Raw genomic sequence first — 6,843 nt, forward strand, 5'->3', positions numbered from 1 at the left:
GACCATCGCCACCTGCCAGCCACCCAGCGGAAATTGTGTATCCGTGCGTTGATCGGCGACTGCTACTCGCCGTCCGAGAGCGAGGAGAACTATCGCCATGATCTTAAGACGTAACCACCTATTGGAAACCTTACAATCTGGTCGAATCGCGTTAGGCTGCAGTCTCAATGAGGCGCGCGACCCGGGAATGGTGTACGCCATGGCCGCTGCGGGTGCAGACACGGTGTTCATCGACCAAGAGCACAATCTTCACAACACCGAGACGGTGTTCGACTTGGTCGCGCATGCCCATGCCGCCGGAATCAGTCCGTTGGTCAGGCCACCCCAGATCGACTACGCCTGGATCACTCGTTTGCTGGACGGGGGATGTCAATCCTTGCTGATTCCGCATGTGCGACATCCGTCGGAGGTCGAGCACCTCATCGACCTGGCGTTCTATCATCCAAGGGGTCGACGCGGCGTCGCCTTGGTCGGCGGAGCGGGCGTCAATTATCAGGAGGTCACCAGTGCGACAGACGTCATGCGCTGGGCCAACGAGAATCTGCTTGTTGGGTTGATTATCGAAACCCCGGAAGCGGTCGAGGCGTTGGACGAGCTTCTTCTTCCGGGCATCGGCCTGGCACTGGTGGGGCACGGGGACCTTGCCCAATTGTATGGAGTGCCCGGAGATCCGCGACACCACCTTGTGCTCGAGGCGCAGGAACGGGTGCGTGCGCTTTGTGCCGAACGCGGAATTGCCTACGGCGTGTTCCAGCCGAGCCCCCATCTTATTGCCTCCGAGGTTGAACTGGGAGCGCAGTTGATCGTCCATGGTGGGGTCTTCTCCTTCATCCGCAAATCGGTGGGGGATTTTCGTAGGACTGTCGAAGGGGCCTTGACTGCGGACTCGACGTCGGCGATGGTCCAACCCTGCGGCCGACCTTCAGTGCACCGTTGAAATATCAGAGTGTGGAGTTCGAGGTAATCCGATGACCAACGAAGTGGTAATTGTCGAGGCAGCGCGATCGCCGCTCACCCAGCGGCAGATGTACGGCAGAACCTCTTGCGAGCTCACGTTGGAAAAGCTGTTGGACGTCACCGTCAACGGCCTACTGCAACGCACCAAGATCGATGAGGACGTTGTCACCACCGTGGTCACTGTGGGTGACGGGGCAGCGTCGCGCCGGTATGCCGAATCGTGGCGGAATGTGTTCGATCATATCGATCTGCACCAGGCGATTTCGTCTACTTCTGCAGTCAGATTGGCCAGTGAAGCGATCAACGACGATCCGCGAAGGGTGGTGTTGGTGGCGGGAGCGGTGGGCGGGCATTCTCTCCATGAGCCTGGACGAGCTGCGGGTCAGCCGACGCCGCCGGGAGCGGACCTAGGGTCCATCACACGAAAGAGGCAAGGCGACTTTGCTTTCGCGTCGCACCGACGCGCCCGGGAATGCGCCCTGTCGGGCGATTTTCGACGCGAGATCATCCCTCTCGAAGTTCACCTCGACCACGAGATGACCGAGTTCATCGCGAGCGACGAGCTTCGGCAGGTGTCCGAGCCGGGCGGTGCCCTTACGCCAGCCGGTGCACCGGCTTCGAACGGTGGAGCCGGCCACGATTGTCGCCCGTCCCATCACAACGCTCGTGCTGCGAGTGGCGCCGGCGCGCTGGTGCTCACCAGCGCCGCCCGCGCCGACGACCTGGGGCTGCACCCTCGCGGGCGTCTGGTGGGAGTCGAGATGCTGTTCGACACGCCGCTGACGGATGTATCGGTCTCTCAACTCGAATCGGTGCGCTCGTATCTGCGGGCACTCGAAGTTCCGCTCAACCGGATCGATCAATTCGAGGTTCCGGAAGAGGTGGCGGCGACACCGCTGATCTGGCTCGAGCAGTTCCGCCTGAATCCCTACATGCTCAATCCGCGGGGTGGGGCGTTGGCCTTCGGTCACTTGGGTGGACTCGAAGGAATTCGGTGTGTAACAACCATGCTCAGCGCCCTGGAAGATACCGGCGGAACCTACGGCGTGGTGGCCACGTCGGAACCCGAAGGATCTGGCGTCCTGCTCGTGGAATGCCTGAACAGCCCCTGACGACACGTAGGTCAGCACGGATCTACATGCTCTGCAACCGCCGTGGTCACGGCAACGGCAACTGGCGGTCTTCGCCAAATTTCGATTTCCAAGATACAAGAGGGGTTGAGAATGAAGGCAATGGTCATCGATCGAAAGTCGAATAGCCCTGGACTGGATCTGGTCGATGTGGTTCCACCCGAGGTAGGGGACACACAGGTCCGCATCGCAGTGCGAGCGGCTTCGGTGAACCGCGCCGATCTGGCCCAGCTCGCCGGAACCCATGCCGCTGGTGGTGGTCCACAGGCCCAGGTGGTGGGGCTCGACGCGGCAGGGGAGATCATCGAAGTCGGCCCGGGTGTCACCGACTTTGCGCGAGGCGACCGCGTGATGACGATGGTGGCTGGTGGTCTGGCGGAAGAGGTGGTGGTGGATGCCTCGATGCTCATCCCGATACCGACGAACTGGAGCTACCCCGAAGGAGCTGCGGCAGTACTGGGCTTGATGACAGCCCACAACGCGTTGATGACAACTGCGCGGATGACCGGGGGCGAATCGGTTGCGATACACGCGGTGACATCGGGCGTGGGCATGCAGGCCGTCCAGCTGGCTCGTTACTTCGGAGCCCGGCTCATCGTCGGTACCACCCGTTCGGATCGAGGCCGCGCGCTCCTTGACGCCCTAGGCGTCGACGAAGTGATCAACACCAGTGCAACCGATTTCGCCGCGAGAGCGCTGGAGATCACCGCCGGCAACGGAATCGACATCGTTCTCGACCACGTCGGTGGTAGCTACCTTCCGATGAACATTCAGGCCGCGGCAGTGAAGGGCCGAATCGTGGGGATCGGACGCCTCGGCGGAGCGGAGGGGCTCCTGGACATGGAGGCGCTGGCATTCAAACGGATCGAATTGGTCGGCGTGACATTCCGCACCAGGACTCCCCAGGAAAGAGCCGAAATCGTGCGCGCGTTGCGGCGGGACATTGCACCCTTCCGCCCGCATGCCGCCCACCGCGATATCCACGAAACGCTCCGCCCGGTCATCGCCCGCGTCCTGCCCTGGAGCGCAGCGGATCAGGCCTATCAATTGATGTCCGACAACGAAGTACTGGGCAAAATCGTGCTGGAAGTGGGTTGACATATGCAGGCCAACATCTTCGATGTAAAAGAAATGATCGGTTTCAAGCCCGTGCAGGGCATGGATGGGCGTGCCGTTTTCGGCGCACATATGCAATTGACCTATGTCACCTTCGAGCCCGGCACGGTGGTGCCGATCCACTCCCATCCGCAGGAACAGATCGGGTTACTCCTCCGCGGCGACGCGACGCTGTTACTCGACACCGGCGAGGTGCAGTTGACCGAGTTGTCCAGCTACGTGGTGCCCGGCGATGTGCGACACGGTCTGGTCGTCGGCTGGGAGGGCGCTGTGTTCGTCGAGGCGTTCCATCCCGTGCGGCAGGACTATGTCGATGCCGCCCGCGGGAAAGATGTGGTGCCGTTCCAATGACATCGACCCACGTGGGGCGCCTCAACTCACGTCACGAAGTGCGTGAACTCGGTGACGAACGGGCATCGGGCGAGTAGCCGTCGCTATGACCGTCGTGCCGAATTTTGCTGCGCCGGTGCATGCCTGGACGTGAGCGGTTGCTGGTGGCGCTCGACTGTGCGACAGGGCCCGTCTCGAGCAGTTCCAGGGCGACCCGGGTGCCGGGGCATCCGGGTCGTGATCGTTACCCGTGTCCGACCGAGGTCACAGGGCAGATGCGCCGCAGCCTGCAGAACCAACGACAAGGCGCCGGGCCAGAACGCGTGGATCAGTTGGTGCGCCGGTGCGGGACGGATGCCACCAGCCCGTCCAAATCTTCCATGCTTCCCACCAGACCGAGGCCGGCTAGTCACTACTGCGCTGTTGTGCAGCCAATAAGGCGTGCACGGCCTCCCGGTCGAAGGCGTCGGAGCCGTACGCGTACAAGGTGTCGGTGGGGAGAACGATCAGGCGACCTGAACGGAGCGCGTCACCCGCGTGAGAGAGTCCGCGCTGCCTGGCCTCAGGGACATGGCAGTTCAGCGGTTGGTCACCGTCGAGGGCTCATCGCCGCTGATGTCGCGGTGTCCGAACGCGTCGGCAGTTCCACCGACAGGAGGCGCTGGCTGACCTCGATCAAACGATCTTCGCGACAGGCCGCGGCAACGATGAACTTTCTGAGCGCACTGCGTGCGTCGACCAACTCCCAGAACATGGCATCAGTGCACGTGCCCACTGGTGAGAGCTTCGCGTATTGCGTCATCAATTCATCGATGCTCATCGCGGGTACGTCCCGAAGATCTGCGAGTAACCGATTTCGGTCCCATGCTTTACCGGCGAGGCCTGATCGTGGTGTCCTTGACAGGCACGTCATTCTTGCTGATAGCACCCCGGAGGCGTACGGGACGACTCGTCGAGCAATGATGACCTTCGCGGTCTTCGCAACGGCACTGGCAGTCGCCACAATTTCTCGTCCGGCCATGATCAAACGCTCCTACTCGAGAGTGCGCCCGGCGAGATGGTGGGGTCGCCCTTCTTCCAGTTGCTGCAGGCGCACAGCTGGTCGGATTGCACGGGCATGACAGCGGTTCGGTTGTAGGCGGGAACCTGATCACCGATGGTCAGCAGGGCCATGGGAGTTCCTTTCGGAGGACTTGGGTGTGGTCGAGCTACGGTGGCCGGATCAGCCGGCTCGTTCTCTCGGCTCTACCGTGTCGAGATCGGGCGTTCGCGGTTGAGCGTCTCGCGGGGTACGTCGGGGACTGTTCCAGAACACGGACGTATGGCTTGCCGCCGATGCCGCACCCACGAGCAGTGTGCCCAATGCGGCTCTGCCACCGCGGAATCGTCCGAGCCGGAGATGCCGATCCAGACCGAACATGCCCGCGGGGAGACTGACAAGCGCCACACATCCGGCGGCAAGGCCCGCTGCGTACTCATATCCCTCGGCAGTGATGAAAAACCCGTTGGGGGCATGCACGGTTCGGATCGCTACACCCATAGCGGCAATCACCGCCGCCGCTGCCACCGGGGTCATGGTCCCAGCGATAAGGGCGCTTCCCGAGAGTATTTCGACGCCGGCACTGGTGGCTGCCTGAAACTTGGGATCGCGGAACCCGATCGATTCGAACCACCGCGTCGTGCCGTCGAGCGAGCGAGCGTGTTTCACTCCGTGTGCGACCATGGTCGCTCCGATAGTCGTTCTCAATAACAGTTCCGCGACGTCAACGCCACCAAGCCCGCGTTTCTGCCTGACTCGATCCGACTCAGCTCTCATGGATACCCCTTGGGTTGTGCTGTTCCACCTCGGCGCGCCGACCTGTAAGGACCTCGATGAGACGCGACCGGGAATAACTTTGACGTTTCGACGATTTACCGGCCTGCGATCGGCCAACACTTTAGTACGTCGTGCTGAAGGAGCAGGTTTCCGTCGTGGCCCTAGACCCCTGTCAGCGCGAAGAACTCTTGGCGTGATCGCGGATCATCGCGCAACGATCCCGACAGCGCCGAGGTGACGGTGGTAGAGCCGATGGCGCGTATACCGCGCATCGACATACAGCTGTGCTCGGCTTCGATCACGACCCCCACACCCTTCGGCCCGAGTTTTGCCGTCAAACAATCCGCGACTTGCTTCGTGAGTCGCTCTTGCACCTGAGGCCGACGGGCGAAGAACTCGACGATTCGGGCAAGTTTCGACAGGCCGAGGACGCGTTCGCCCGGCAGGTATCCGACATGCGCGACACCGCTGAACGGCAACAGGTGGTGTTCACACACCGAACGAACCGGAATGGATTTTGCCACCACCAGCTCGTCATACCCTTCATCGTTCGGGAAGGTCGTCAGCTCGAAACAGTTGGGGGTAAAGAGATCAAGGTAAGCCCGTGCCATCCTGCCGGGTGTATCTCGCACACCGCTGGCGCCGGTATCGATCCCGAGCGCGTCTAGAAACGCACGCGCAGCGGACTCCGCAGCGGCCAGGTCCGCGTTCCGCGGATCACTTACGTCGGCCAAGCCGTCGTATAGCAGCAAATCGATCGATTGCGTCGAGCTACCCTCGACTGCGCTCCTCGTCTCCGTCACGCCGGATTCACGCGGAGTGCGGGGACAGGGTTGGGATCGCGGAACCAGTCCGTCGGTTGGTGAGATTCCCACTTCGGGTTGCCGAGGTCGAAGGTGGCAATTTCGAGGGGGATCCCGTCCGGGTCGTAGAAGTAGAGGGACTCCACCCACGCCTCGTGATCGCGGGCGATAATCTTGCTCGTCTTGACACCGCAGGCCTGCAGGTGGTCCCGGAACCACACCACGTCGTCGTGACTGTCAACGTTGAATGCGACATGGTCGAACTTTCGCGGAGTCCATTGGTTCTCCGGAACACCGGGCCACAACCATTCGGCACTGACCGAGGGCTCTGCGGTCGTGGGTGTATCGCTGATGCCAGCTCCACCTACCACAATGAGCGACAGCAGGTTTCCGTTCCCCATGTCAAGAAAGGTGTTCTTCAGGATTTGGTATCCGCGCCCGGGCGCCGGATAGTCGGCGGTGGTGCGAACAACGGTCAACCCCAGGACGTCGCGGTAGAACCGGACACTGGCGTCCATGTCACTGACGATCAGTTGCAGGTGATTGACACCGGCGAGGCGGCCTGTCGCAGCACCGGCCTGTGTCAGGATCGCCGGTTTAGAATCCGTTGCTTCGGTGGTCATTTACGCTTCCTCACTTTGCTTCGAAGAGGTTTCTCGACATGGTTCGCACGAGTCTCGAGGAACCGTGT

General features: G+C 61.8%; 10 protein-coding genes. 4 read left to right on the forward strand and 6 right to left on the reverse strand.

Features of this window, described 5'->3' with window-relative positions:
• The first annotated feature begins 187 nt into the window (after window positions 1-187).
• From ACH49N_RS38710 to ACH49N_RS38725, 4 genes are all read left to right on the forward strand, one after another.
• Window positions 188-937, forward strand: coding sequence for an HpcH/HpaI aldolase/citrate lyase family protein (locus tag ACH49N_RS38710; RefSeq protein ID WP_284709049.1), 750 nt, complete (start codon window positions 188-190; stop codon window positions 935-937).
• A 31-nt stretch (window positions 938-968) separates the two neighbouring features.
• Window positions 969-2,069, forward strand: coding sequence for an acetyl-CoA acetyltransferase (locus tag ACH49N_RS38715; protein ID WP_358278765.1), 1,101 nt, complete (start codon window positions 969-971; stop codon window positions 2,067-2,069).
• A gap of 120 nt (window positions 2,070-2,189) precedes the next feature.
• Entirely contained in the window at window positions 2,190-3,185 is a 996-nt protein-coding gene (locus ACH49N_RS38720) for a zinc-binding dehydrogenase (RefSeq protein ID WP_358278767.1), read from the forward strand.
• A 3-nt stretch (window positions 3,186-3,188) separates the two neighbouring features.
• Window positions 3,189-3,554, forward strand: a complete 366-nt coding sequence (locus ACH49N_RS38725; protein WP_159926616.1) for a cupin domain-containing protein — start codon at window positions 3,189-3,191, stop codon at window positions 3,552-3,554.
• A gap of 384 nt (window positions 3,555-3,938) precedes the next feature.
• Here ACH49N_RS38725 and ACH49N_RS38730 read toward each other — a convergent pair whose 3' ends face one another.
• From ACH49N_RS38730 to ACH49N_RS38755, 6 genes are all read right to left on the reverse strand, one after another.
• On the reverse strand, window positions 3,939-4,019 hold the full coding sequence (locus ACH49N_RS38730; protein ID WP_358278774.1) for a hypothetical protein: 81 nt from the start codon (window positions 4,017-4,019) through the stop codon (window positions 3,939-3,941).
• A gap of 103 nt (window positions 4,020-4,122) precedes the next feature.
• On the reverse strand, window positions 4,123-4,353 hold the full coding sequence (locus ACH49N_RS38735; protein ID WP_358278769.1) for a hypothetical protein: 231 nt from the start codon (window positions 4,351-4,353) through the stop codon (window positions 4,123-4,125).
• A gap of 203 nt (window positions 4,354-4,556) precedes the next feature.
• Window positions 4,557-4,706 carry a hypothetical protein gene (locus ACH49N_RS38740; protein ID WP_250778012.1) on the reverse strand — a complete coding sequence of 50 codons (150 nt, stop codon included), beginning with the start codon at window positions 4,704-4,706 and terminating at the stop codon, window positions 4,557-4,559.
• A 49-nt stretch (window positions 4,707-4,755) separates the two neighbouring features.
• On the reverse strand, window positions 4,756-5,349 hold the full coding sequence (locus ACH49N_RS38745; protein WP_358278771.1) for a DoxX family protein: 594 nt from the start codon (window positions 5,347-5,349) through the stop codon (window positions 4,756-4,758).
• A 161-nt stretch (window positions 5,350-5,510) separates the two neighbouring features.
• On the reverse strand, window positions 5,511-6,101 hold the full coding sequence (folE, locus tag ACH49N_RS38750) for a GTP cyclohydrolase I FolE (protein ID WP_358278776.1): 591 nt from the start codon (window positions 6,099-6,101) through the stop codon (window positions 5,511-5,513).
• A 47-nt stretch (window positions 6,102-6,148) separates the two neighbouring features.
• On the reverse strand, window positions 6,149-6,775 hold the full coding sequence (locus ACH49N_RS38755; protein ID WP_159926620.1) for a VOC family protein: 627 nt from the start codon (window positions 6,773-6,775) through the stop codon (window positions 6,149-6,151).
• Between the last annotated feature and the right edge of the window lie 68 nt (window positions 6,776-6,843).

The organism is Rhodococcus sp. NPDC019647 (assembly GCF_044389235.1).
GTDB classification, from domain to species: domain Bacteria; phylum Actinomycetota; class Actinomycetes; order Mycobacteriales; family Mycobacteriaceae; genus Rhodococcus_F; species Rhodococcus_F oxybenzonivorans.

Excerpts from the sequence above, each read along its gene's own strand:
- ACH49N_RS38710 (WP_284709049.1), top strand. The coding sequence starts at position 188 with ATGGTGTACGCCATGGCCGCTGCGGGTGCAGACACGGTGTTCATCGAC.
- ACH49N_RS38715 (WP_358278765.1), top strand. The coding sequence starts at position 969 with ATGACCAACGAAGTGGTAATTGTCGAGGCAGCGCGATCGCCGCTCACC.
- ACH49N_RS38720 (WP_358278767.1), top strand. The coding sequence starts at position 2,190 with ATGGTCATCGATCGAAAGTCGAATAGCCCTGGACTGGATCTGGTCGAT.
- ACH49N_RS38725 (WP_159926616.1), top strand. The coding sequence starts at position 3,189 with ATGCAGGCCAACATCTTCGATGTAAAAGAAATGATCGGTTTCAAGCCC.
- ACH49N_RS38735 (WP_358278769.1), bottom strand. The coding sequence starts at position 4,353 with ATGAGCATCGATGAATTGATGACGCAATACGCGAAGCTCTCACCAGTG.
- ACH49N_RS38740 (WP_250778012.1), bottom strand. The coding sequence starts at position 4,706 with ATGGCCCTGCTGACCATCGGTGATCAGGTTCCCGCCTACAACCGAACC.
- ACH49N_RS38745 (WP_358278771.1), bottom strand. The coding sequence starts at position 5,349 with ATGAGAGCTGAGTCGGATCGAGTCAGGCAGAAACGCGGGCTTGGTGGC.
- ACH49N_RS38755 (WP_159926620.1), bottom strand. The coding sequence starts at position 6,775 with ATGACCACCGAAGCAACGGATTCTAAACCGGCGATCCTGACACAGGCC.